Origin of the sequence: Paenibacillus ferrarius, assembly GCF_002027705.1 — a bacterium.
In the GTDB taxonomy this organism is placed as follows: Bacteria; Bacillota; Bacilli; order Paenibacillales; family NBRC-103111; genus Paenibacillus_E; species Paenibacillus_E ferrarius.
On the sequence record NZ_MBTG01000003.1, the window covers coordinates 223,875 to 247,509 of the forward strand.

30 protein-coding genes and 1 tRNA gene are annotated in these 23,635 nt (G+C 45.6%); all 31 read left to right on the forward strand.

All coding sequences use genetic code 11. The annotated features are described in order from the left end of the window. Positions 1 to 582, forward strand: coding sequence for a lysophospholipid acyltransferase family protein (locus BC351_RS05155; RefSeq protein ID WP_079409642.1), 582 nt, complete (start codon positions 1 to 3; stop codon positions 580 to 582). A gap of 150 nt (positions 583 to 732) precedes the next feature. Next, positions 733 to 2,052 carry a 30S ribosomal protein S1 gene (rpsA, locus tag BC351_RS05160; RefSeq protein WP_079409643.1) on the forward strand — a complete coding sequence of 440 codons (1,320 nt, stop codon included), beginning with the start codon at positions 733 to 735 and terminating at the stop codon, positions 2,050 to 2,052. 36 nt (positions 2,053 to 2,088) lie between these two features. Beyond that, positions 2,089 to 3,129 (forward strand): type 2 isopentenyl-diphosphate Delta-isomerase, encoded by a 1,041-nt coding sequence (gene fni, locus BC351_RS05165; protein WP_079409644.1) that lies wholly within the window; start codon positions 2,089 to 2,091, stop codon positions 3,127 to 3,129. 154 nt (positions 3,130 to 3,283) lie between these two features. Then, positions 3,284 to 3,910, forward strand: a complete 627-nt coding sequence (locus BC351_RS05170; RefSeq protein ID WP_079409645.1) for a YphA family membrane protein — start codon at positions 3,284 to 3,286, stop codon at positions 3,908 to 3,910. Beyond that, the gene (locus BC351_RS05175; protein WP_079409646.1) at positions 3,911 to 4,816 is read left to right on the forward strand and encodes a YIEGIA family protein; all 906 of its coding nucleotides are present in this window, start codon (positions 3,911 to 3,913) and stop codon (positions 4,814 to 4,816) included. Between the two features lie 18 nt (positions 4,817 to 4,834). After that, a complete protein-coding gene (locus BC351_RS42060) occupies positions 4,835 to 5,002 on the forward strand; it encodes a capping complex subunit for YIEGIA (protein WP_158081983.1) in 168 nt (55 codons plus the stop codon). A gap of 131 nt (positions 5,003 to 5,133) precedes the next feature. Beyond that, the gene (gene der, locus BC351_RS05185; protein ID WP_079409648.1) at positions 5,134 to 6,459 is read left to right on the forward strand and encodes a ribosome biogenesis GTPase Der; all 1,326 of its coding nucleotides are present in this window, start codon (positions 5,134 to 5,136) and stop codon (positions 6,457 to 6,459) included. Between the two features lie 14 nt (positions 6,460 to 6,473). Then, a complete protein-coding gene (plsY, locus tag BC351_RS05190) occupies positions 6,474 to 7,082 on the forward strand; it encodes a glycerol-3-phosphate 1-O-acyltransferase PlsY (protein ID WP_244208887.1) in 609 nt (202 codons plus the stop codon). A gap of 26 nt (positions 7,083 to 7,108) precedes the next feature. Next, positions 7,109 to 8,152: an NAD(P)H-dependent glycerol-3-phosphate dehydrogenase gene (locus BC351_RS05195; RefSeq protein WP_079409649.1), complete on the forward strand. Its 1,044-nt coding sequence runs from the start codon at positions 7,109 to 7,111 to the stop codon at positions 8,150 to 8,152. 91 nt (positions 8,153 to 8,243) lie between these two features. Beyond that, positions 8,244 to 8,510 carry a stage VI sporulation protein F gene (locus BC351_RS05200; RefSeq protein WP_079409700.1) on the forward strand — a complete coding sequence of 89 codons (267 nt, stop codon included), beginning with the start codon at positions 8,244 to 8,246 and terminating at the stop codon, positions 8,508 to 8,510. Between the two features lie 103 nt (positions 8,511 to 8,613). After that, positions 8,614 to 8,793 carry a DUF2768 family protein gene (locus tag BC351_RS05205; protein ID WP_079409650.1) on the forward strand — a complete coding sequence of 60 codons (180 nt, stop codon included), beginning with the start codon at positions 8,614 to 8,616 and terminating at the stop codon, positions 8,791 to 8,793. A gap of 21 nt (positions 8,794 to 8,814) precedes the next feature. Continuing rightward, the gene (locus BC351_RS05210) at positions 8,815 to 9,108 is read left to right on the forward strand and encodes a 2Fe-2S iron-sulfur cluster-binding protein (protein WP_079409651.1); all 294 of its coding nucleotides are present in this window, start codon (positions 8,815 to 8,817) and stop codon (positions 9,106 to 9,108) included. A 27-nt stretch (positions 9,109 to 9,135) separates the two neighbouring features. Beyond that, on the forward strand, positions 9,136 to 9,726 hold the full coding sequence (locus BC351_RS05215) for a nucleotidyltransferase domain-containing protein (protein WP_079409652.1): 591 nt from the start codon (positions 9,136 to 9,138) through the stop codon (positions 9,724 to 9,726). 29 nt (positions 9,727 to 9,755) lie between these two features. Next, on the forward strand, positions 9,756 to 10,103 hold the full coding sequence (locus BC351_RS05220; protein WP_079409653.1) for a 2Fe-2S iron-sulfur cluster-binding protein: 348 nt from the start codon (positions 9,756 to 9,758) through the stop codon (positions 10,101 to 10,103). 23 nt (positions 10,104 to 10,126) lie between these two features. Beyond that, on the forward strand, positions 10,127 to 10,876 hold the full coding sequence (locus BC351_RS05225; RefSeq protein ID WP_244208888.1) for a hypothetical protein: 750 nt from the start codon (positions 10,127 to 10,129) through the stop codon (positions 10,874 to 10,876). Between the two features lie 304 nt (positions 10,877 to 11,180). After that, the gene (spoIVA, locus tag BC351_RS05230) at positions 11,181 to 12,659 is read left to right on the forward strand and encodes a stage IV sporulation protein A (protein WP_079409654.1); all 1,479 of its coding nucleotides are present in this window, start codon (positions 11,181 to 11,183) and stop codon (positions 12,657 to 12,659) included. Between the two features lie 246 nt (positions 12,660 to 12,905). Beyond that, complete coding sequence (locus BC351_RS05240; protein ID WP_029193008.1) at positions 12,906 to 13,178, forward strand: HU family DNA-binding protein; 273 nt, start codon at positions 12,906 to 12,908, stop codon at positions 13,176 to 13,178. A 153-nt stretch (positions 13,179 to 13,331) separates the two neighbouring features. Next, a tRNA-Pro gene (locus BC351_RS05245) sits at positions 13,332 to 13,405 on the forward strand. A gap of 99 nt (positions 13,406 to 13,504) precedes the next feature. After that, positions 13,505 to 14,431: a phosphatase PAP2 family protein gene (locus BC351_RS05250; protein ID WP_244208889.1), complete on the forward strand. Its 927-nt coding sequence runs from the start codon at positions 13,505 to 13,507 to the stop codon at positions 14,429 to 14,431. 83 nt (positions 14,432 to 14,514) lie between these two features. Then, positions 14,515 to 14,766: a trp RNA-binding attenuation protein MtrB gene (gene mtrB / locus BC351_RS05255; protein WP_079409656.1), complete on the forward strand. Its 252-nt coding sequence runs from the start codon at positions 14,515 to 14,517 to the stop codon at positions 14,764 to 14,766. A 120-nt stretch (positions 14,767 to 14,886) separates the two neighbouring features. Further along, entirely contained in the window at positions 14,887 to 15,420 is a 534-nt protein-coding gene (locus tag BC351_RS05260; protein ID WP_079409657.1) for a hypothetical protein, read from the forward strand. Between the two features lie 98 nt (positions 15,421 to 15,518). Then, a complete protein-coding gene (locus BC351_RS05265) occupies positions 15,519 to 16,385 on the forward strand; it encodes a heptaprenyl diphosphate synthase component 1 (protein WP_079409658.1) in 867 nt (288 codons plus the stop codon). Positions 16,386 to 16,398: 13 nt separating this feature from the next. After that, positions 16,399 to 17,148, forward strand: coding sequence for a demethylmenaquinone methyltransferase (locus tag BC351_RS05270; protein ID WP_144028276.1), 750 nt, complete (start codon positions 16,399 to 16,401; stop codon positions 17,146 to 17,148). 7 nt (positions 17,149 to 17,155) lie between these two features. After that, a complete protein-coding gene (locus BC351_RS05275; RefSeq protein ID WP_079409659.1) occupies positions 17,156 to 18,031 on the forward strand; it encodes a UbiA-like polyprenyltransferase in 876 nt (291 codons plus the stop codon). Next, positions 18,028 to 18,639 (forward strand): UbiX family flavin prenyltransferase, encoded by a 612-nt coding sequence (locus BC351_RS05280; RefSeq protein ID WP_079409660.1) that lies wholly within the window; start codon positions 18,028 to 18,030, stop codon positions 18,637 to 18,639. Before BC351_RS05275 ends, BC351_RS05280 begins: the two co-directional genes overlap by 4 nt. Next, positions 18,620 to 19,483, forward strand: a complete 864-nt coding sequence (locus tag BC351_RS05285; protein ID WP_079409661.1) for a menaquinone biosynthesis protein — start codon at positions 18,620 to 18,622, stop codon at positions 19,481 to 19,483. Before BC351_RS05280 ends, BC351_RS05285 begins: the two co-directional genes overlap by 20 nt. After that, a complete protein-coding gene (locus BC351_RS05290) occupies positions 19,480 to 20,457 on the forward strand; it encodes a polyprenyl synthetase family protein (RefSeq protein WP_079409662.1) in 978 nt (325 codons plus the stop codon). The genes BC351_RS05285 and BC351_RS05290 overlap by 4 nt, the downstream gene beginning before the upstream one ends. Positions 20,458 to 20,578: 121 nt before the next feature. Then, positions 20,579 to 21,022, forward strand: coding sequence for a nucleoside-diphosphate kinase (gene ndk / locus BC351_RS05295; RefSeq protein WP_079409663.1), 444 nt, complete (start codon positions 20,579 to 20,581; stop codon positions 21,020 to 21,022). A gap of 127 nt (positions 21,023 to 21,149) precedes the next feature. After that, complete coding sequence (locus BC351_RS05300; protein ID WP_079409664.1) at positions 21,150 to 21,932, forward strand: CheR family methyltransferase; 783 nt, start codon at positions 21,150 to 21,152, stop codon at positions 21,930 to 21,932. A gap of 134 nt (positions 21,933 to 22,066) precedes the next feature. Then, positions 22,067 to 22,231 carry a hypothetical protein gene (locus BC351_RS42670; RefSeq protein WP_167388005.1) on the forward strand — a complete coding sequence of 55 codons (165 nt, stop codon included), beginning with the start codon at positions 22,067 to 22,069 and terminating at the stop codon, positions 22,229 to 22,231. 239 nt (positions 22,232 to 22,470) lie between these two features. Then, positions 22,471 to 23,634: a chorismate synthase gene (gene aroC, locus BC351_RS05305; RefSeq protein ID WP_079409665.1), complete on the forward strand. Its 1,164-nt coding sequence runs from the start codon at positions 22,471 to 22,473 to the stop codon at positions 23,632 to 23,634. The last annotated feature ends 1 nt before the right edge of the window (position 23,635 follow it).

The following is a 23,635-nucleotide window of genomic DNA, read 5'->3' on the forward strand; positions in this document are numbered from 1 at the left end:
ATGCTGTATCGCATCGGCAGGGCCTTGTTTCGTTTCATGTTCACTGTATTTTTCCGTATGCGTGCCATAGGCACGGAGAATGTGCCTGCAGATGGGGCCGTTGTGCTTTGCGGGAATCACACGAGCTTGCTGGATCCGCCATTACTAGGTACTCCGCTCAAGCGTATGGTACATTTTATGGCCAAAGCCGAGCTTTTTGATATCCCAGTCCTTGGTTCCGTTATTGCAAAAGTTGGCGCTTTTCCTGTGAAACGCGGTGGCGTTAGCAGAGAATCCATCCGACTTGCCGTGCAATTGCTTCGAGACGGCAACATGCTGGGCGTATTCCCGGAGGGATCGCGCAACAACGCCGGCGGCATGGGCAAGAAGGGCGCAGCCAGTCTTGCACTTAAATCCGGAGCAGCTGTTGTTCCTGTAGCGATTATTGGCACTTATACGTTATTCCGACGCATGACGATCGTGTATGGAAAGCCGCTCGATCTCAGCGCATATGCGGGAGCAAGCTCGGAAGACTTGGAGCTGGCAACCGAAGCCATTATGAAGGAAATTCGCCGGTTACATACCGCTTATAGCAAAGGTTAGCAACAATGTATGGAATCGAAAGCTTGGAATTATACTATCATTAAAGCGAATGGAAGTTATTGTTTTGTTTGAAACAGAGTAGAAGCTAATATCCTGCTTTGTGACTTATAAATTATTTATTGTTGGTTGTAATTAGAGGAGGGTAATCCCATGTCAGATGAAGTAAAAGTTGAAGATCAAACCCAAGAAGTTCAAGAAGCACAAGAAACAGCCGTATCGCAAGCAGAAGCAGAACACGCACTTAACAATGTGCCGGTTCTTAAGAAAGGCGCTACTGTAAAAGGCAAAATCGTTAAAGTAGACGCAGATCAAGCCTTCGTGGATATCGGTTACAAATACGATGGTGTTATCCCGGTTAAAGAGCTTTCTTCCGTAAGCTTGGATGATGCGGGTCAAGCTGTCCAATTGGGTCAAGAGGTTGAACTTAAAGTCGTTTCAATCAACGACGCGAAAGAAACTCTTGTATTGTCCAAACGTGTAGTCGATAACGAAAAAGCATGGGAAACATTGCAAGGTCAATTAGACAGCAAAGAAGTTATTGAAGCAACGGTGTCTGAAGTTGTTAAAGGCGGACTTGTTGTGGATATCGGCGTACGCGGTTTCGTACCAGCTTCCATGGTTGAGCGTCAATTCGTTGAAGATTTCTCTTCTTACAAAGGCCGCACTTTGCGTCTGCGTGTGAAAGAAATCGATCGCGAGAAAAACAAAGTCATCCTTTCCCAAAAAGATGTATTGGATGAAGAGTTCGAAGCGAACAAAAAGAAAATCATCGAAGGTCTTCAAGTTGGTCAAGTACTGGACGGTACAGTTCAACGTTTGACGCAATTTGGCGCGTTCATTGATATCGGTGGTATTGATGGTTTGGTTCATATTTCTGAACTGGCTTGGCACCACGTAGAACAAGCTTCTGACGTAGTCAAAGAAGGCGACAAAGTAAAGGTGCAAATCCTTAAGCTTGATCCTTCCAATGATAAAATCAGCTTGAGCATCAAAGCGACTCAAGAAGGCCCATGGTCCAATGTAGAGCGTGATTTCAAAGCTGGCGACATCGTTACAGGTACAGTTAAACGTCTTGCAGCTTTCGGCGCATTCGTTGAAGTGGCTCCTGGTGTTGAAGGTTTAGTGCACATTTCCCAAATTGCACACCGTCACATCGGCACTCCGCATGAAGTGTTGAAAGAAGGCCAAGAAGTTCAAGTGAAAGTCTTGGAAATCAACACAGCTGAGAAACGTGTTAGCCTAAGCATCAAAGAAACAGAAGATGCTCCGGAAGCTCCAGCTGGCGCAGCAGCTCCGGCTGCTGGCAAACCAGACAGAGAAAGACAACCAAGAGGCGATCGTGACCGCGGTAACAGCGCAAGTCACCAAAAAGAAATCGCTGGCAATGAGAATGTATCCCTGAGCAATCAAGGACTTTCCATGACACTTGGCGAGCGCTTTGGCGATAAATTAGCTAAATTCAAAAAATAATAGAGTGATTCCATACTTCTTAGGGGGACCATAAGGATGCGCATCTCACGCAAAATGGAACATGTCCATTACGCGCTGGAGCTTGGTCAATCTGGGCAGCAGGGGCTGTCAGATATCAAGCTTGTGCATAACTGTCTACCTGAGACTTCGACGGATCATATTGCATTAACTACCCAAATCGGCGATCTCATTATGAGTTCGCCGATTTTGATTAATGCCATGACAGGCGGCGCTCAGGAAACAGAGAACATTAATCGCGAGCTAGCGATTATGGCAAGAGAGAAAGGGATGGCGATGGCTGTCGGCTCCCAAATGTCAGCGATAAAGAACAGCGAGGTAGCATCCAGCTACCAAGTCGTACGTCGCGAGAATCCGAGTGGCATCGTGTTTGCGAATTTGGGCAGCGAGGCTTCCGTGGAACAAGCTGTTCGAGCCGTCGATATGATTGAAGCGAATGCGCTTCAAATTCATTTGAATGTGATGCAGGAGCTCATCATGCCGGAGGGAGATCGCAGCTTTGTCGGGATGCTGGGGCGTATTGAAGCCATTGTCCGGCAGGTGCCTGTGCCGGTCATTGTGAAGGAAGTAGGCTTCGGCATCTCGAAGGACAATGCCAGACAATTGCACAATATCGGCGTCCGTGTGCTCGATGTCGGAGGCTCAGGCGGTACGAATTTCGCCGCGATTGAGAATGCCAGACGTCCGGCCGCGATGGACTGGCTGAACGACTGGGGGACACCGACCAGCATCTCGCTTCTGGAGGCGTTGTCTGTGTATGCGCGAGGCTCAGTTATCGCCTCAGGCGGCATTACGAACGCTTTGGAGGCAGCCAAAGCGTTAGCTTTAGGGGCATCAGCCGTTGGAATGGCAGGCGCGTTCCTGAAGGTGCTGCGCAGCGAAGGCGTGGATGCGCTGCACCAATTTGCGGACGAGCTTCATCATGGACTTATACTTATCATGACAGCCCTTGGCACAAGTACAATTCAAGCATTAGGTAACAGCCCGGTAGTCATTACGGGCCAAACGGCAGAGTGGTGCCGGGCCAGAGGGATCGACTTAACTTCATATGCAAGATAAAGCCAATCGGAGTAAATAATCGGAATATTGCCATACTAAGGATCAGACCAAGCTTCTCTCCGCCAGACGGAGCAGGAGCTTGGACGATCCGCAGGCAGTTCAGTGACAGCAAGATGTCATCAGAGCAGCCTATGCCTTGTAGGGTGGTTAGATTATGAACTCCGGTTATTTGTCGCTTATTCTCCTAAGTATCACGATGATCTTGTTTGCCAGCGGTTGGAAAGACCTGTATGTCAGAAGTATATCGCACAAAGGCATGCTTCTTTTTTTTGTCTCATGGCTTGTTTTATCCAGATTGGCAATAACCGTCCGCCATGTCCATGTGCAGTTGGTTTATGTAGAAGTTTTTCTGATCAGTCTGGGAATTCTTTATGCAACGCGAGGTTTCATACATAAGCTTCATTTGCTGTCCATCGGTTTGCTTCTTGGTTCTTTACATTTCTTATTGCAGCAGCTGCTCGAAATGGATCCTATCCTCATTGTGCGTAATTCGCAATGGGATATTGCTTTGCTGCTATCTATGGTTGTTGTTATTTTGCAGCGCAAAGCCAGTGATCAGATTGCTGCCTTATCCATTGGTTATTTGCTTGGTGATATGTACCAAGCGGGAATTCACCCAGTGAATGGCTATCATCAATTGGGGAACGCAATGTTTCAAGATCAATGGTGGCTGTCGGTCTTTGCAGCGCGCACAGTGACGATCGTCGTACAAGCCGCTTATCAAGGATGCCGCAGTGCGATAAGAAATTGGATGGAGCGTAAAGGAGGATGGCGTAAGTAAATGGACTGGTTCTACTCGCATCGCTACACGATTGGTATTATGATAGGGGTTATATTTGGTATTCTCGCACGGCTGAATATGCTCAGAACGGATTACCGGCAATACCCTACCTATCCTCATGGCAAAATTATTCATATTTCCTTGGGGGTCATCGCGGCAGGATTAGGAGCAGTGGCCGTCCCAGCTTTGCTTGACAAAAATTATACGGCAGTTACCTTCCTTTCTTTAGCCGCCCAGCAGTTCAGGGATGTCCGCAATATGGAGAGGCAAAGCTTGACCAAAATTGATGAACTTGAACTAGTCCCTAGAGGTGCGGCATATATTGAAGGCATAGCGATGGTGTTCGAGGGGCGGAATTACCTCGTCATTTTCACCTCGTTTTTGGCATCGTTGTTCAGTATCTTGTTTCCATGGTATTGGGGAATAGCAGCAGGTCTTATTTCAATTTGGATCGCTAATTATTTCAAGTCAGGCAATAAGTTGGGCAATATTGCTGATATTGAATCGGTCGCGGTCAGGATGGATGGACCTGATTTATTTGTCGGCAATATTTACATCATGAATGTCGGGTTAAAGGATAGCCGAAACAAAATTGTTGAGCATGGCCTCGGTTTTCATGTTAAACCCAAAAATCGGAATGCACGTGTAACCTTAGCGAATTTAGGTCAAAGACAGGCGATACTCCACGATATGTCCACTTTATTTGGCGTTTACCGCGATGAAGGCGAGCCTTCCTTACGACCGATGGCGAAGCTGGATATAAATACGGGAACTATTGGCGTTTTCCTGCTCTCGCAAGAGAAGGATATAGAGAAGACGACCACCGCTCTGCATCGGGTCCCTGTTCTGGAAAGCGCCGTACGCATGCCTTCTGAAGCCGGAGTAAACAAAGGGAAGGGGAATTGATGCAAGGTGGCGCAAATTGTGGCAATCGTGACGTTAATGAAGGACAAGGTGGCTGGCGGTGCCCCCATTTTCGTGGTAGATCAAGAAGAGGATCTGCAAAAAGTGTCATTTTCACTTGAGAAAATATTGGATGCGAACGCCCACGATTTGAAAAATGGCACGATGATCTTGGTCAAGCATACATGAAAGTCGATGTAGGCTTGCGCTCTTAGGAGCGGAATCTCAAATGAGATTAGCCAAGCCGTGTCTTTTTTGTTATGATGTAAGTTGCGTATTTTTCCGTGGCTGATCATGGAATTCGAAGGAGTGAATGAGAAGTGGCTAGACCTGTTCTTGCAATTGTTGGCCGACCGAATGTCGGCAAATCCACTATTTTCAATCGAATCGTAGGCGATCGTCTTGCGATTGTGGAAGATAAACCTGGTGTTACTCGTGATCGTTTATATGGGGTTGGGGAATGGCTGAATACGTCATTCAGCGTCATTGATACAGGCGGTATTGAAATCGATGGCGAAGATGCGATTCTTAAGTCTGTGCGTATCCAAGCGGAGCTTGCGATTGAAGAAGCGGATGTTATTGTTTTCATGGTAGATGCCAAAGCAGGCGTTACCCCTTCAGATGAAGAGGTAGCTCAATTGTTATTCCGTTCCAAAAAACCAATCGTACTGGCTGTTAATAAAGTAGATAATCTTGCACGCCAAGATGATATCTATGAGTTCTATTCTCTTGGCTTTGGAGATCCTGTTGGGATTTCGGGTTCCCATGGGATTGGAATCGGCGATTTGCTCGAAGTGGTTTGTAATTTGTTCCCGGATAAGAAAGACGATGAATATGGCGAGGAAGTTATTAAATTTGCGCTGATCGGACGTCCGAATGTCGGCAAATCGTCCATGACGAATGCGATACTTGGCGAAGAGCGTGTCATCGTAAGTGATGTGGCAGGCACAACGCGTGATGCCATTGATACGCCTTTTGAGCGAGATGATCAGAAGTTTGTTATCATTGATACAGCTGGTATGCGCAAAAGAGGCAAGGTTTATGAAAATACAGAGAAATACAGTGTAATGCGTGCTATGAAGGCCATCGAACGTGCGGATGTTGTGCTTGTTGTCATTGACGGCCAAGAAGGCATTATCGATCAGGACAAGCATATCGCCGGTTATGCACATGAAGCAGGAAAAGCGATTGTCATTGTCGTAAATAAATGGGATGTCGTAGACAAAGACGACAAAACGATGCAGCATTTTACACAAACAATCCGTGATCATTTCCTATTCCTGAGCTATGCTCCGATTGTGTTCGTTTCGGCCAAAACAACACAGCGATTGCATAAATTGCTGCCTGTGGTTATCCAAGTGGCAGAAAACCACTCCCTGCGCGTTGCGACTCATTTGCTGAATGATGTTGTTTCAGATGCGGTTGCATACAACCCGCCGCCAACGGATAAAGGGAAACGTCTGCGCATCAACTATGTCACGCAAGTGGCCGTTAAACCTCCTGTCTTTGTACTATTCGTGAATGAGCCTGAGCTCATGCACTTTTCATACGAGCGGTACTTGGATAACAAAATTCGTGCTGCCTTTGGTTTCGAAGGAACGCCGATTCGTATCTTAAGCCGCAGAAAGTCTTCGGACAAAGAATAAGGAGATGTTGTAGCTTGCTTTTACTTTCCATAATAACAATTGTAGTGGGTTATTTATTAGGCTCCATAAGCTTTAGTTATTTATTCGGGAAATGGTTTAAAGGCATTGATATCCGCAAGCATGGCAGCGGTAATGCAGGAGCCACGAATACGCTTCGTGTGCTGGGCAAAGGTCCTGCGATTCTGGTGCTGCTTCTTGACGGCTTCAAAGGAGTTGCCGCTGTTTGTTTGGGGATGTGGGCAGCTCCTGGGCCGGATGACATTTGGGTTCGCGTGTTGTGTGGGTTAGCGGCTATTGTAGGTCACAATTGGCCTGTTTTTTTTGGATTCCGAGGTGGAAAAGGCATAGCAACCACGATTGGTGTTATGGCGACACTTTGTTTCATCCCAACGCTCATTGCCGGTCTAACAGCTATTGTGATTATTGCCATTACACGTTTCGTCTCACTCGGTTCCCTGATTTTAACGGCACTTTTACCTTTCCTTATTTGGGGGATGGACCGACCTATGCCTGTTTTTTGGATTAGTATTTTGTTGTGTGCCTTTGCATTTATGCGGCATCGAACGAATATTGTGAAATTAATTCAAGGTAAAGAGAACAAGCTGGGTCAAAAAAGAGCATAGCCTGAAAACTCTTAGGAGGGATTGCCTTGTCAAACAAAGTATCGGTACTTGTGGCTGGAAGTTGGGGAACGGCGCTTGCCTCGGTACTGGCGGATAATGGGAAGCAAGTCCTGTTATGGTCTCGCAACGAGGAGCAAGTGAAAGAAATTAATGCTAAACATACGAATCATCGGTTTCTCCAAGACGTCGAGTTATCACCTCTAATTGTAGCTACGCACTCGCTGCAGGAAGCTGTTGTGGATGCGGATGCCATTGTCATGGTCGTTCCCTCAGCCGGCATGCGAGATGTTGCTGCGCAAATACGTCCTTTCTTGAAGAAAGACGCGCTGATTATTCATGCGACCAAAGGCTTCGAGACAGGCACGCTCAAACGGATGACAGAAGTGCTGTCCGACGAGCTTCCGGAGCATGATCCCAAACGGTTCGTTGTCTTATCGGGGCCAAGTCACGCCGAAGAAGTTATTCAGAAGCGTCCGACTACGGTTGTCGTTGCGGCTGAAGACTTGGAAGCTGCTGAAGCTGCACAAGATTTAATGATCAATGCGTATTTCCGCGTCTATACGAATCCGGATGTAGCGGGTGTAGAAATTGGAGGGGCGCTCAAAAATATTATTGCGCTTGGAGCAGGTCTCACCGACGGACTTGGCTTTGGTGACAATGCCAAAGCTGCGCTAATGACAAGAGGCTTAGCCGAAATCGCTCGGTTAGGAGCGACAATGGGAGCCAATCCATTGACGTTTGCTGGTTTGGCAGGTATCGGGGACTTAATTGCTACGTGCACGAGCCAGCATAGTCGGAATTGGCGAGCAGGCAACAAATTGGCGAAGGGCATTGCACTCGATGAAGTGCTCAAAGAGATGGGCATGGTAGTTGAAGGCGTGAAGACAACGAAGGCAGCCTATGAGCTTGCACAGCGATATGATGTTGTTATGCCTATTACGCATGAGCTGCACAATGTTCTTTTTGAAGGGAAGTCGCCGCAATTGGCTGCACAGGATCTGATGGGCCGCGTACGGACGCATGAGATCGAAGAGGTTGCCGTGGAGACGACAACAAAAGTATTCAAGTAGCCTACACCAGATTCTTGCCGCATTCATACTATACCTTATAAGCTTTGCGATTAAGAGGTATAGGGAGGCGGCACATTTGTCGAATAAAGATATGTCGAAGGACATCCTGAATGTGGTCAAGAAGAAAACAGGGAAGTCCGTTACACCCAAAGATATTGAGAAATTGGCAAGCGGTGTGAAACCTTCTACATTGCAAAGTGAGACGCAGCTTCGTCAACTGATCAAGCAAGTCTCCGGTTTAGTCAATGTCAAGGTTTCCGAAGAAACGATCAATGACATCGTTCAGGCTGTCAAAAGCAGTAAGCTGGATACGAATAATATGCAGCAGCTCATGAATATGATGATGGGTAAAAAATAAGAGCATAAAGGGGAGCTTGCTGCCCTTTATGCTTTTTTTCTCATCCTATGCTATACTTACTGGTGATCAATTTTAATGTTTTCTACATAAGGAGTTATGAACAATGTCAAGTTTAGACAAAATGTGGGCGTCTTTTGTGGCCATCGGTCTCATGGTTGTTGCGTCATTATTAATCTCTTATGCAAGAACACGAACCCAAGGGGCACTTCGTGTCGTATTATCCTTCATTGCTTTCATTTTATTTATTCCGATTTTACTTTATATGCTGCTATCATTGTTTTAACTTTCTGGAGGCGAATAACCGATGTTGGAACTGAAAACGCGCAAAACACAGAAAACGGTTGAGGCGGTAACCGGATTAACCATTCTGGACCATGCGCTCAAAGATGATGTGGATTGGGGGTTTTCGTGCACACGGGGCACATGCGCCAGATGCCGTTGTTATGTAGCTTCGGGTCGAGACCTGCTTTCTGTACCTTCGGAGGAGGAAGAAGATCGACTGGAGCCTGAGGAATTAGAGCAAGGGTATCGTTTAGCTTGCCAGTGCGTCGTGAAACAAGACGGCACGATTTCTGTGACGCATAAGCCTTATTTCTAAAATTTCTGCCTGAAAGGTGTGGGCATCTTGGTCCTGCTAGAGCCGTTACTCCCAACGATTACGACCATTCAGACTCACTTATTGCAAGCTCCTAACGTACGATGGCTCATCGGTGGAAGCTGCGGATTGCTATTACAGCATGTAGATATTGGAAGAAGTCCAAGAGATCTGGATCTGTATGTGGATTATCAAGACGTCACAGCTGTACATACTTGCTTACAGCCTTATTCGGTAGATGTACCGATGTATAATGAAACGCCAATCTATGCGTCGATTCTAAGTCATTACCAAATCGATGGCAATGCCGTCGAGCTCGTAGGAGATTTCAAAGTGAAGGCGATGCAATCCGCCTATCAGGTTGAAGCCTCTTATTTGTGGGAAGCTCACAGCCAAAAGGAACAAATAACGGGTCACATTGTGAGGTTGATGCCGCTGGCTCATGAGCTTCTTTTTAATATGCTGCGAAACCGCCCTGACCGCTATGAAGCTATTAGGGATACGATGCTTGCGAATCCAGAGCTGCATATGCCGGTATTAAACGACCTCCTGCAAAGAAATAGCTGGGGAACGGAGTTCCAACACAGATTGGAACAATTAATGAAAGACTCACTTCGCTAACAGGTTAATGCGATAAGAAGGTGAATAGGATGAATGTTTCAGAAGTGCATTTTTGGCCGGACAACAAGAAGGTTACGGTCAGATCAGGTACAACTTTGCTGGATGCAGGGCGTAAAGCGAAAGTGAATATTCGTACGCGCTGCGGCGCGAAAGCGGCATGTCTCATGTGCAAAGTCAAAGTGACTGATTCCAGCGGCTTAGCACCGATGAACATCAATGAACGGTTGAAGCTTGGCTCACAGGCTGACGAGGGATACCGGCTGGCTTGTCAGGCGAAGGTGATAGGACCTGTACAGGTAACTGTGCCTGAAGACCCTCTAAAAGCAGCCATACGGGCTCAGCTTGCAAGACAACATGAGGATGACGATTTATTTTAGAAAAATAGATAGGATGATCATAAGTGAAAATATGGCGCGGCCTCTTCCAAGTCAGATTATTGGGGCTCACGATATGTCTGGTACTGCTCCTCAGCGGATGTGCATACCCCAAAGAATTGCGCAAAGAAAATCAGATTAACCCAGCGGAATTCATAACAGTCGTGCAGCAAGCGATTGATCTTTATCATGAGAAAACCGGTGTTTTGCCCATTAAAAATAGTGAGATGACGACACCGCTTTACGAGAAATACGTCATTGATTTTGCCAAGCTGAAAAAAACAAATCTACTTAGCACCGTACCAGCCAATGCTTTCGAGAGCGGGGGTATCTTCATCTATGTGCTTGTTGATGCGGAAACTAAACCGACCGTGAAGCTGATGGATTTATCTGCCTATCAGAGTGTAGAGGACGTTCAAAAAAAGATAAATGACTATAAAGCCAAACACGATGGCAATTTGCCAGCGGGCGTGGCTATCAATGAAGCTTTTGAATATGTTGATTTTGATCATCTTGGTATGAAAGCTCCTGATATCAAATCCGTGTATAACCGCAAAAACATCATTTCTTATATCGTAAATAAACAAACGGGCGATGTATCAATTGATTATGCCATGGATATTATGCAGCTCATTCAGAGCGGATCGCTGGCTGGCAGCCTTAAGCCTGAGCAGGATTTACGCGAGATTCTTGTGACCAAAACGCTATTCGTTCCTATCCGAAGTACGGCATATCTATGGCAAAAGGAACAGCCGATGCCGCAGATTGCCCCGTAATCCCAACCTCTTACAGAAATCTTGTAAGAGGTTTTTTTGCTTTTTCAGAATAACTGCTAGCTGTCTATCATATATTTTTTCAATGTGGTGAGACTTTGGTCTAAGATTAAAGCTCCCTTGTAATGGTTCTATAAGGAAAGCCGTATGTGCTTCATAAAATATGAGCGGCAAAAAAAAGATCTACGCATCTATCATATTTCTATCGAAAGTACATATATTTCTTACTAGTCCAAATGAATGTACGAGTAGTCAATTGTTACCGTCACATGAGTCAGTTGACGACCAAACTGTAGGAGGGATTCTCTTGGAGAAAGTGGATATCTTTAAGGACATTGCAGAACGAACGGGAGGGGACATTTACCTGGGGGTAGTCGGAGCAGTCCGGACAGGAAAATCAACCTTTATCAAACGTTTTGTGGAATCTGTAGTGCTGCCTAACATTCAAAGTGAAGCGGATAGGATCCGGGCTACCGATGAACTCCCGCAGAGCGCTGCTGGCCGCACGATAATGACAACGGAGCCGAAATTCGTACCGAATACGGCGGTTCAAATTTCTGTGGCCGAAGGGTTGAACGTCAATGTTCGACTTGTTGATTGTGTAGGTTATGCAGTCGATGGCGCCAAAGGCTATGAAGACGAGAACGGCCCTAGAATGATCAACACCCCTTGGTTCGATGAACCGATTCCGTTTCAGGAAGCGGCTGAGATCGGGACACGGAAGGTCATTCAAGAGCATTCTACTCTCGGCGTTGTAGTGACAACCGACGGAACGATATCGGATATTCCGAGATCTTCGTATGTGTTGGCAGAAGAACGAGTGATTAACGAGCTGAAAGAAGTAGGTAAACCTTTCATTGTCATTATCAACTCGCAGAAACCGAATAGCGAACCGGCTCTTGAGCTGCGCAGCGAACTGCAAAGCCGTTATGACGTTCCAGTTGTAACGATGAGCGTCGCCAGCGCTGGGGAAGAAGAAATGGTCTCCGTCCTGCGTGAAGTGCTCTACGAGTTCCCTGTTCATGAAGTTAATGTGAATTTGCCAAGCTGGGTTATGGTATTGGATGAGAATCACTGGTTGCGTACGCAATTTGAGAATTCAGTCCGGGATACCGTTCAAGATATCAGACGCTTGCGTGACGTAGATCGTGTCGTCAGCCAGTTTGGCGATTATGAGTTCATTGATAAGGCAGCTTTGGCCGGACTTAACATGGGGCAAGGTGTAGCTGAGATTGACTTGTTCGCGCCGGATGAGCTTTATGATCGCATCCTGGTTGAGGTGGTTGGTGTCGAGATTCGCGGGAAAGATCATCTGCTCCAATTAATGCAGGACTTCACGCATGCGAAACGAGAATATGATCAGTTCGCAGAAGCTCTTGAAATGGTCAAAACGACCGGATACGGGATAGCGCCTCCGACGCTGGCTGAGATGGCGCTGGATGAGCCGGAGCTGATCCGTCAAGGCTCTAGGTTTGGTGTGCGTCTAAGGGCTACAGCGCCGTCCATTCACATGATTCGGGTAGATGTCGAGTCCGAGTTCTCACCGATCATCGGAACGGAGAAGCAAAGCGAAGAGCTCGTCCGCTATCTGATGCAAGATTTCGAGGATAACCCGCTCAAAATCTGGGAGTCCGACATCTTCGGAAGGTCGCTCCATTCGATCGTTCGCGAAGGGATCCAAGGAAAGCTGGCCCAAATGCCGGACAATGCGCGCTATAAACTGCAAGAAACTCTGGGACGAATTATTAATGAGGGCTCAGGCGGATTAATTGCCATTATTTTGTAAAATGATGAACAAAAAACACTCGATTGAGTGTTTTTTGTCGTTTAGTAGCGGAAATCCCCACATAAATTGGAAATCGATACTTGAAATTGCTGTCGGAGTATATTACTATGAGTTTATTCGTCTGCTTTCGAAGTTCATTTTTACTAAGAAAATCAACGATTTTTCATTGGATAATGTATATTTTCTGAGGAAACGGTGAAAACAGGAAGTAACGGAAGTGAGAAATCTTGGGGGGAGGTGAATGGCATGAATAAATCTGAATTGATTAACAAGGTTGCTGAAACCTCTGAGCTTTCCAAGAAAGATGCAACGAAAGCAGTTGACGCTGTGTTTGATGCAATTTCCGAAGCGCTGCAAGGCGGAGATAAAGTACAACTGGTTGGATTCGGTAACTTTGAAGTTCGTGAACGTTCTGCTCGTAAAGGACGCAATCCACAAACTGGTGACGAAATCGAAATTCCAGCAAGCAAAATTCCAGCTTTCAAACCTGGTAAAGCACTTAAAGATGGCATTCAATAATTTGCGTTTTACATACTATTGAACGTTATATAACAACAAAGCCGTGACCGCTAATCGCTGTCGCGGCTTTCTTTATTGACGATAGAAAATGCCTTTACAATTCCAAATTCTCCTACTATAATTACAAAAGTGAATAAGTTTTACAGCTACAAACGGGGTATGGCGCAGCCTGGTAGCGCGCACCCTTGGGGTGGGTGAGGTCGCACGTTCGAATCGTGTTACTCCGATTAAGAAAAAGACATCGAAGAAGCGATGTCTTTTTCTCGTGAAGAGGCTTGTTCCGAGAAAGAGATAACACTGCTTAGATCATTGTAGGGGGAACGGTCTTGAATAAGTTGAAATTAAACGAGCTCGTGAAATCGCAAGATTGGACGATGTTCGGCATTATTGCATCTATTTATTTAGTTTGGCGAATAGGTGTGGTAGGGAATTGGACGAAAGAATGCTGGATTCTATTGTTAATTTGCTTATTGGGTGTTCGCAAGGATCAGATTGATGTGGATTGGAGACGCTTCTTTCTCTTTGGTATTCCACTCCTTGGTGTTTTTTATTACTTTTACGGTTCGGGAAACGGCTTCTGGTGGAAAATCGCCAATTGGATGTTTGAGAACAATCGACACCCGTGGCACTGGGATGATTACATGAACGCAATACCGCTGAATACGGGAGGTTGGGCGAGATGGATTGCCACGCCTTTTCTGGATAAAGCGATGGTGTGGATTTATAATTACGGCTTCGTCCTTTCGTTATGGATCTGTCTTGTAAGAAGCTTCTGGACACGCAGCATCAAGAAAATGCTCTCCTACGCATTATCCGGTCATATGCTTCAATTCCCGCTCATTTTGCCTTTTTACAACTTAATTCTGCTGCACGAAGTTTGGTACGTGAACAAGCAGCCGGATTTATTGCATCGGGTGTTTACAGACCAGAATTCACTTTTGGTAGCGGTCATGAACTGTTTTCCAAGTATGCATACCTCGATTTCATTTGCGATGCTGCTTCTGGCATTGCGAGAGAAGGATCGTATTTTCAAAACGATGATGGTGACGTACTGCGCTTCCATCATTTTCTCAACTTTGTATTTGCAGATTCATTGGCTGATTGATGTTTTCGCTGGGATGTTGTTTGCATACGGAACAGTGAAGCTGTCAGATTTCTTGATACGAATCGGCTCCAATCGGATGCTGCCGGCCAAATTCAAAAGCTTTTACCGAAAAGGTACGCAAACAGCGGATAATCATCTGCCTGTCTAAATCAAGTTGACTTTGGGCTGCTTTTTTTGGCATCATAACAGAAGGATCAGTAGTTTAGGCAAGAACGGAACGGAGGATGACAAGTGGAACAACCGAACAATAAAACAAATCCAACAAACTCGAATGGCAATGAGTATTTTGTGATTAAAGCCAAAGATAACGGTGTGCATGTGATTGGATTAACGCGTGGTCAAGATACTCGCTTTCATCATACGGAGAAATTGGACAAGGGTGAAGTGATGATTGCCCAGTTCACCGAACACACGTCAGCAGTCAAAGTACGAGGCAAAGCCATCATTATGACGAAGTATGGCACGATTGATACAGAAGAATAATTTGTAAAAGCAGGCATAGCCTGCTTTTTTTCTTTGTACAATGATGTATAGAGCTTGTAACATGCGAATGGTTATGCAATTTCAGCATGCTCTTGGAATCGTGTTGGGGGTGATTTGGTCATGAAATGGTCGATGCGTATCGTCTTGACAATAGGAATATCAGTTGCTATGGTCGTCTGTTTATCGCTGCTTCCCAAAATGGATCGATCTGCCGGTCTCAGCTCATCTGTTAATTGGTCAAGCAATCGGCCCGGCGAGTTGACGGACAGCAATTTGGTTGACTTGCTGGTTCAAGTCCCGCTTCAACTGCGAATTCGCAAAGTGGAGCTGAGCAATTCTCGGATGTCGCTTGATTTAAGCTTGCCGAAAAATGCAGATTCCGCAGCTGTTTACAGAGACTTGTACACCATTGCGCAAACGATGATCAATCGAACGAAAAATGTGGAACAAGTCTGGGTGCGCGTTATCGACTATTCGGGGACAAAGGATTCCGCTTCTACCCAGCTTGTGCTCGCCATGGTTGCGGAGCGTGAAAACGGGAAGGATATGGAGAAGAACGCGAATGAATTAAGCCTGATTCAGCTGGAACAGCAATTGCAGAACCGCTTTCGTCTGACCTACACCTCGAAGTGGCAGCAAAAATATCCGCTATAATTAAATGTGCGTCGATTTACGTGTTATGATATAATGACTTGAATTGAAGCATTGAAGAAGACAAAAGAGATTTGGCACACGGTTACGGAGGCTTTTGCATGAATTCTTATCGGATCCCTGAGATCGCTAAGCAATACACAGATTATGATATGATTCAAATTCACACAGACTTGCCCGATTTTCCGGAGCTTCGAACACGTCTGTTGTTTGCTTTTTTGAATGGCAGCAGCAAGCTAAGCGCTTCAAGCGAATTGTTTGCCTTAGCTACATCGCTGGTCCAGCTTGCACTCGACACCCATGATATGGTCATAGCTTCTAATGACATCAAAGAAAAGAAAGCAGCTAGATCGAGACAGTTGAAGGTTCTTGCAGGAGACTACTTCAGCTCCCGTTTCTACCATCTGTTGGCTCAGGCGGGTCAAATTGAAATCATTAAGCAGCTATCCGAAGCTATTTGTGAAGTCAATCGTCTGAAGATGAACTTGTATATCAAAATGAAACAATTGAAATTAACAGCAGAAGATTACCTCCACCAGACTGTGGAAATTAAATCTCAGCTTTTTTTGTCTTTCTCGGACCTCATGTCTGACACGTATGAACAAGATTGGCCGGACATTCTGAGAAGCTTTGCCCAATGCGAAATCATTTTTGAAGAAATTTTTCACATTGAAGCGATTGCCAGTTTCAGAGGAAGTTGGGCTTTCTGGCACATTCTACAGCATGGAACCAAAGAAGAACGGAAGCAGCTTCACGCAGAGGAATCAGACCAAACCAAAGTTCGCACGCTTTTACATAAGTATAATATCAAGTCTCAGCTTTATCAGATGCTTGATACGCATACGAAGCAACTGCAGGCGATCGTGCAGCAGCTGGACTCGGACAAACTAATAAGTGAACTGTTTCACATAGGTGAGCCATTTCTTCGATTTTTAGCGAAGCCATCCAAAGTGATGGAAGAAATATGAGGTGACAGAACAGATGAGTATGACAAAAGCAACGGGCAAGCCGAAGAAAAGCAAAGAAGAATTTGTGCATTCCGTCTTTGAGAGCATTGCCCCCAAGTATGATTTGATGAACAGCATATTGAGCTTTCGCAGGCATAAAGCATGGCGGAAATTCACGATGAAGAAGATGAATGTTCAACCGGGAGATACGGCCATCGATATATGCTGCGGGACTTGTGATTGGACCATCAGCTTAGCTCAAGCAAGCGGCAATGGCAAAATGGTTGGATTGGATTTTAGTCAGAACATGCTCGATTATGGCGCAGAGAAAATTAAGAAGCTTCACTTGGACCAGCAGATACAACTAATTCGCGGCAATGCGATGAGTCTTCCGTTTGACGACAACACATTTGATTTCGCTACCATCGGGTTCGCGCTGCGAAATGTCCCTGATCTGGAGCAGGTCATTCGTGAAATGCAGCGTGTCGTGAAGCCAGGAGGGCTAGTTGTGTCTTTAGAGCTGTCTAAGCCAACTTGGCAGCCTTTCAAGTCTATCTATTATTTTTATTTTCAGCGTGTGTTGCCCTTTTTGGGAAAACTTATCGTTAAGAAATACGAGCAATACAAGTGGCTGCCGGAATCACTAGTTCATTTTCCGGACCATAAGCAATTGGCTGTCATTTTTCAAAAGCAAGGTTTGGAACAAGTACAAGCTTACCCATTAACAGGTGGAGTTGCCGCATTACATTTAGGCACCAAGGGGAAAACGAAATCAGGAGTGTAATCAGCATATGTTTACTAAACTTAAAATTTTTCTGGAAATGATTAAATTCGAACACAGTGTTTTTGCTTTGCCGTTTGCTTTCATGGGAGCTATTCTGGGATCTGTTGTGTTAAATGGTCATCTGCCCAGCTGGGCGCAGATTGGCTGGATCACTCTGGCGATGGTAGGAGCGAGAACCGCCGCGATGGCGTTGAATCGTGTTATTGATAAGGCAATTGATAAACGCAATCCACGCACAGAGAATCGTGCCATTCCAGCAGGACTCATTTCGATCCCGCAGGTCATTATTTACATTATTATTTCCTTCGCCTTACTGTTTTGGGCAACATCCAATTTAAGCGCTTTGTCCATGAAACTGCTACCGATTGCAGTGTTTTTTCTTGTCTTTTACTCATATACCAAAAGGTTTACATGGACATGCCACTTTGTATTAGGCTTAACGCTAGGCTTAGCCCCGCTTGGGGGCTGGATCGCTGTAACAGGCCATTTCACGTGGTCTTCGCTCATTTTCTACTTGACGGTCGTATGCTGGAGCTCAGGGTTTGATTTGATCTATGCCTGCCAGGATGCAGAATTTGATCGAAAAGAAGGCTTGCATTCCTTGCCGAGTCGGTTTGGCATCAAAGCTGCTCTAAATACAGCTCGTATCTTGCATGTGCTCACTGCTGTAGGACTTGTCGCTTTATTTTTCATCACACATTTGAGCTGGTTTTATTTAATCGGTCTCGTCATTGCTTATGTGATTTTGTACAAAGAACACCGTCTTGTTTCTCCACAGGATTTGTCCAAATTGAATACTGCATTCTTCACGATGAATGGAATTTTGAGCTTGGTCATGTTTGCTTTCACTTTGATTGATGTGCTTGTGAGGCAGCATTCATGAACGGGAATTGGGTAGTCGGGCTAACAGGGGCGAGTGGTGCAATCTATGGTGTGCGACTCGTTCAAGTGCTGCTGGATCAAGGCTTAGATGTACACTTGATAATTACAGAGGCTGGCTGGAGAGTTCTGCATGATGAACTGGATTGGCAAGCAAGCAAACGCCAAGAGATGCTGCAAGCGCATTTTGGCGGCCGAGCAGGCTCCTATGTGTTTCATCCGATTGCCGATATTGGAGCTACGGTTGCAAGTGGCTCCTTTCGCACCAAAGGGATGGTAGTCATCCCCTGTTCTATGGGTACTTTGTCCGGCATCGCACATGGTTCGTCCGATAATTTAATGGAGCGAACGGCAGATGTTATGCTCAAAGAAGGAAGAAAATTAATTCTGGTTCCAAGGGAAACCCCATTGCATGCCATACATTTGGAGAACATGCTGACTTTATCCAGAATGGGGGTACGCATGCTTCCGGCGATGCCGGCCTTCTATAATCGTCCGAACTCCATTGAGGAGATGGTCGATTTTTTGGTGGGTAAAGTGCTGGATAGCATGGAGATTGAGCATTCCTTGTACCGAAGATGGGGAGATAATCATGAGCAGCCAAGACCCTAAAATACGCATAGGCCGAATTAATTATACGAACGTTTGGCCCATTTATTACTACTTTCCTGAACTGATGAACAGCAGCGAGGTAGAAATTATTGAACAAGTCCCAACTTCACTGAATCAAGCGATGAAAGCTGGCAGCATCGATATGGGGCCGATATCCTCCTTTGCTTACGGAGAATCGTTTGAGCAGTATTTGTTATATCCCGATCTCTCCGTTAGCGCTTATGGAGAAGTAAACTCCATTCTGCTCTTTCATGAAAAGCCGCTGCGCGAAATAGCAAATGGGCACATCGTCTTGCCAACCACCTCGGCAACATCCGTCAACTTACTTAAAATTATTCTCGAAAAGTTTTATAATGGAAAACCAACCTACGAATACGCACAGCCGAATATTGCTCAAATGATGGAACGGGCAGATGCGGCTTTATTAATCGGTGACGATGCCATCAAAGAGAACTGGCGCAATAAAACGTATATGATTACGGATCTTGGGCAAGAATGGGCCAAATGGACTGGACAATGGATGTCCTTCGCCGTCTGGGCCATTCGCAAAGAAACAGCAGAGCAGTACCCCGAGCTGGTGGCGGAGGCGTTCAATGCGTTTATGGCAAGCAAAGCGAAAGCACACAACGATCCGCTGGAAATGATGCAAGAGGCGCAAGATGCTGTAGGGGGCACATCGGATTATTGGCATCATTATTTTCATACATTATGCTATGATTTTGGACCGGAACAATGGGATGGACTTGCTCTGTATTACAAGTACTGCTATGAGCTTGGTTTCCTGCCGAAGCCAGTTAGCATCGCTTTATGGTCAGAGAATAAAGTGGCACGGGTGACTGAATGAAAAATTTAATGGATATCTATACAAGAAAGAAAAAAGATATAGCAGCGATTGAAAAAGAGCTCGAAGAAAGCGTGTATACCGATCATTCGATGCTGAGAGAAACGTCTATGCATTTGCTGAAAGCAGGGGGCAAGCGAATACGCCCTGTTTTCGTACTTCTCTCTGGTGAATTCGGCAATTATCAGCTGCAGACGATGAAAAGGGTGGCTGTTCCCTTGGAGTTAATTCATATGGCCTCGCTCGTTCATGACGATGTCATTGATGATGCCAATACTAGGCGTGGCCAATTGACGGTCCGTTCCAAATGGGACAATCGCATTGCGATGTTCACAGGGGATTACATTTTCGCCAAAGCACTTGGGGTCATCACGCAAATCCCCAAGCCGGCTGTCCATCAGATCATGTCCAAAGCGATCGTCGAGATGTCAATTGGAGAAATGGAGCAAATTCGCTTCTTTTTTCATTCCGAACAATCCATCCGAGATTACTTGCTGAGAATCAGACGTAAAACGGCTTTGCTTATCGCGATTTCTTGTCAACTGGGGGCTATAGCGTCAGATGCGCCTGACTGGATTTGCAACAAGCTGTATTCCTTTGGCTACAATGCTGGAATGGCTTTTCAAATTCGAGATGACATCCTTGATTTGATTGGAACCGAGAAACAAATCGGCAAGCCGCCCGGCAGTGATGTGAAACAGGGCAATATTACGATTCCTGTGCTGCTCGCCATGCAGGATCCTGCATTAAAGCCATTTATTTTATCCGAATTAGAGCGTATACATCAATTAGACGGACAAACGGACGTCAGCCGTTTTCTAGATGCAATTCGGTCCAGCAAAGGGATCGACCAAGCGGAGGCGCTTTCCCAGAAATACATTGACAAGGCCATTGCTGCCCTTGATTCGCTGCCTCAAACACAAGCCAAGAAAGACCTGACTGAAATCGCACATTTTTTCGGAAATCGTTCGTACTAAGGACCATTTGAGAAATGCTGCCAAAAAGTGTAAACTAATGCTTACTACATAGCTTAAACCTTACTGAGTAAATGCTTACGATATCAATTCCTGACGAAAACTCAAAGGAGGAAGTCCTGACATGGAAAAAACATTTTTGATGGTTAAGCCTGATGGCGTGCAGCGCGGTCTCATCGGTGAAATCGTAAAACGATTCGAACAGAAGGGCTTTCAATTAATCGGCGGCAAGCTGACGATGGTAACGAGAGCGCAAGCAGAGTTTCATTATGCCGAGCATGAAGGTAAAGACTTCTATGAAAGACTAGTGAACTTCATTACATCGGGACCTGTATTCGCCATGGTATGGCAAGGGGATCAAGTGATTCCTTTATCGCGTACATTGATCGGCAAGACCAATTCACTAGAAGCTGCTCCAGGGACGATTCGTGGGGACTACGCGGTTCATACGAATTTTAATTTGATTCATGGATCGGACTCACCGGAAAGCGCTGAACGCGAAATCGGCAATTTCTTTCAAGCGGACGAGCTGATCACATACAGCAAAGTGGTTCAACAATGGATCTAATTGGAGCAATGGACTAAGAATCTGCCATCTTTTTGGATGCAGGTTCTTTTTTTTGTCGTTTTATGAAGGATTCTAACGGTAACCTACAGAATGTATCAATGAGAATATGTCAGGGTAGGTGGACAACATGGAAGATCAAGATTTTTTATTGTTTATAAAAAAAGTGAAAGAGCACACGTCCATTGATCTTGCTTTGTATAAAGAAGCTCAAATGAAAAGACGGTTAACCACTTTGCGGATGAAACGCGGATACGATACATTCGTTGCTTTCTTTGATGCAATGATGAAAAATAAAGAACTGTTTTATGAATTCTTAGACCGCATGACGATCAATGTCTCCGAGTTTTGGCGGAATCCGAATCGCTGGGAGTTGGTTGAGCAAAAGTTTGTTCCCGATATGCTGAAGAAAAACCGTCGCTTGAAAGTATGGAGCGCTGCGTGCTCAACAGGCGAAGAACCATATACACTAGCCATGATCTTGGCCGAGCAGGGCGCATTGAACGAAGTTCATTTGCTTGCGACGGATATCGACGATGGGGCGTTGGACAAGGCGCGCAAAGGTGTCTATCTGGAGCGTTCTTTAAGAGATGTGCCGGAGAAATATGTGAAGAAATATTTCCGTCAAGATCAGTTGATGCACTATATTACAGATGATCTGAAGAAGACGATTAAATTTCAGAAGCAGAATCTGCTGGTCGATACCTTTGACACCGGATTCGATCTCATCGTTTGCCGGAATGTCATCATTTACTTCACAGAAGAAGCCAAGCATGTTTTGTATCAAAAGTTTTCGAAAGCCTTGAAACCGGGCGGTTTGCTGTTCGTTGGCTCGACAGAGCAAATTTTTTCTCCGTCGCAATATGACTTGGAACCGGCAGATACGTTCTTTTATCGCAAGAAGGGTGTATAAGATCTTCCATATCTTCCAATACTAAGAGTAACTAAGTCTAAGCTTATACGGATGCAGTCATGATTGATTACGGCAACGTCAGTAAAGTTTACGGTATCTGTCTTGGTTTAAGCAGAAACTCCTAGGGGGCTCTTATGGACAAACGCAAGGTAATCACCGCTTATCGCAGGGGAATGATTTCTATTCAGGAATGTGCGCAAATTTTGGGTGTCGACTCGTCACAGATTATGGGATTGATGAATGATCCACAGATGGCCGAATTACCGAGAGTTATCCAGAAGCAGCCAATGCTCGGATAATATTTGCTCCTGATCAGATGTTGACACGCTTACGCTAAAGGGTTTTTTCCTTGTCGCGAGGCGTGTTTTTTGCGTTAACGCTGTTGCCAAACCACAGTACCTATACTATAATGACAAAAGGTAATCGCGCGTCAAAGCGCTAAAGTGTTCGACAGGACATACATACGAAAATCATAAATGAATCAGCGAATGTTATCGAAGCCAGTATTGATTCGCCATACTTTAGGGGGTAACGGATTGTGAGATATTTAACAGCAGGAGAAACGCACGGACCGCAGCTCACTGCGATAATTGAAGGGTTTCCAAGCAATGTAACCTTGAACTTTGAAGATCTTAACTTTCAACTACATAGACGTCAGAAGGGTTACGGTCGTGGTCGTCGGATGCAGATTGAGAAGGATACTGCGACAATTGCGGGCGGTGTGCGCCATGGCAAAACAACGGGAGCTCCGATTGCGCTTGTTGTCGTTAATAATGATTGGAAACATTGGACAACGGTTATGGGGATTGAACCCGTAGAAGAGGACAACGAAGGCAAACGTCGTGTGAATCGCCCCCGTCCAGGACATGCGGATTTAAACGGCGGTCTGAAATATAATCAAAAGGATCTGCGCAATATTCTCGAGCGTTCCAGTGCGCGTGAAACGACGATGCGCGTTGCGACAGGAGCAGTTGCACGTCAATTGCTTGCTGAGTTCGGCATTAAAGTAGCTGGACAAGTGATCCGAATTGGCGATGTAGAAGTGAAACGTCAAGAGCTGCCAGTTGATGAGCTTATCCGTATTACGGAAGAATCACCTGTACGCGTCGTAGATAAAGAAGCGGAAGCTCAAATGATCGCGGCTATCGATGCTGCCAAAGAAGATGGCGACACGCTGGGCGGTATTGTTGAAGTCATCATTGAAGGCGTGCCGGTAGGGCTGGGCAGTCATGTTCAGTGGGATCGCAAGCTCGATGGCAAAATCGCACAAGCAGTCCTTTCTATTCAAGCGTTCAAGGGCGTTGAATTTGGGATTGGTTTTGAAGCAGCGGAGCGCAGAGGCTCCAATGTGCATGATGAGATCCTGTACACACAGGAAAATGGCTTCAGCCGCAGAACGAACCGCGCTGGCGGCTTCGAAGGCGGTATGACTACAGGCGAGCAAATTATCGTGCGCGGTGTCATGAAACCTATTTCTACTTTATACAAACCGCTGCAAAGCGTGGATATTGACACGAAAGAAGTATTCACAGCTCAAGTAGAACGCTCCGATACTTGCGCAGTGCCAGCGGCAGGCGTCATTATGGAAAATGTGATTGCTTGGGAAGTGGCGAATGCGTTCTTGGATAAATTCGGCGGCGATTCCATCGAAGAAATCCGCGCGAATTTGAACAACTTCCTAGCGCAAGTGGAGAGCTACTAAT